This is a genomic window from Streptomyces sp. SPB074 (genome assembly GCF_000154905.1).
Classification (GTDB): Bacteria; Actinomycetota; Actinomycetes; order Streptomycetales; family Streptomycetaceae; genus Streptomyces.
In genome coordinates this window covers 6,608,638-6,610,017 of the sequence record NZ_GG770539.1, presented here as the reverse complement: position 1 = coordinate 6,610,017, position 1,380 = coordinate 6,608,638, and the positions used below count along the sequence as shown (strand labels likewise).

General features: G+C 75.0%; 1 protein-coding gene. It reads left to right on the top strand.

Going from position 1 to position 1,380, the window contains the following annotated elements; translation table 11 throughout:
* A partial coding sequence (locus SSBG_RS28205) for a DHA2 family efflux MFS transporter permease subunit (RefSeq protein ID WP_008749451.1) occupies positions 1-1,380 on the top strand: 1,380 nt, incomplete at both ends.

Below are 1,380 nucleotides of genomic sequence, written 5' to 3'. Positions count from 1 at the left end.
CCCCGCGCCCGGCCCCGGTCTCGCGCTGTCCTCGGCGCGCGGGCGCCGGGTGCTGGCGTGCGCGGTGCTGGCGTCCGGGATGTCGATGCTCGACGGGACGGTCGTCAATGTCGCGCTGCCGCGCATCGGGAGCGACCTGGACGCCTCGCTCGCGACGCTCCAGTGGGTCGTCAACGCGTACATGCTGACGCTCTCCGCGCTGCTGCTGCTCGGCGGGGCGCTGGGCGACCGGCTCGGCAGGCGGCGCACGCTGGTCGCCGGGGTCGTGTGGTTCGCGCTCGCCTCGGCGCTGTGCGGCTTCGCGTGGGACGGTGGGCCGCTCATCGCGGCGCGGGCGCTCCAGGGGGTGGGCGGGGCGCTCCTGACACCGGGTTCGCTCGCGCTGGTGCGGGCCTCGTTCCGCGAGGAGGACCAGGCCAAGGCGGTGGGCGCCTGGTCGGGGCTCACCGGGGTCGCGGGGGCGGTGGGGCCGTTCCTCGGCGGGTGGCTCATCGACGGTCCGGGCTGGCGGTGGATCTTCTTCATCAACCTGCCGCTCGGCGCGGTCGTCCTCGCGCTCGCGCTGCGGTACGTGCCGGAGAGCCGCGACCCGGCGGCGACGGGCCGCTTCGACTGGGCGGGCGCGACGCTCGGCGCGCTCTTCCTCGCGGGGGTCAGCTTCGCGCTCATCACGGCGAAGGGGGCGTCCCCGGGACGGCTCCTCGTGCCGCTCGTGGTGGGGCTCGCGGCGGGGGTGGCGTTCCTCCTGGTGGAGCGGCGGGCGCGGGAGCCGATGCTGCCACCGGGTCTCTTCTCCTCACGGCTGTTCAGCGTCACGAACCTCATGACGCTGTGCCTGTACGCGGCGATCGGCGGGGTGCTGTTCCTGCTGCCCGTGCAGTTGCAGAACGGCCTCGGCTACGACGCGCTCGAAGCGGGCGTGGCGAGCCTGCCGATCACGCTGCTCATGCTGGTCCTCTCGGCTCCGGCCGGGGATCTCGCGCGGCGGATCGGGCCGCGCGTGCCGCTGACGGCGGGGCCGCTGGTGGCGGCGTGCGGGGCGCTGCTGATGCTGCGGATCACGCCGGGCGCCTCGTACTTCCCCGACGTCCTCCCGGCGGTCGCGGTGATGGGGCTCGGGATGAGTGTCTTCGTGGCGCCGCTCACGGCGACGGTGCTCGCCTCGGTGGACGCGGAGCGCGCCGGGCTCGCGAGCGGCGTGAACAACACGGCGGCGCGTATCGCGCAGCTCCTCGTGGTCGCCGCGCTGCCCCTCGCGGTGGGTCTCTCGGACGACGCCTACCGGCACGCCCCGCAGGTGGACGCGGCCTTCCACCGGGCGGCCTGGGGCATGGCGGGCCTGCTCGTCTTTTTCTGCGGTCCTCGCCCTCTGCTTCGTAC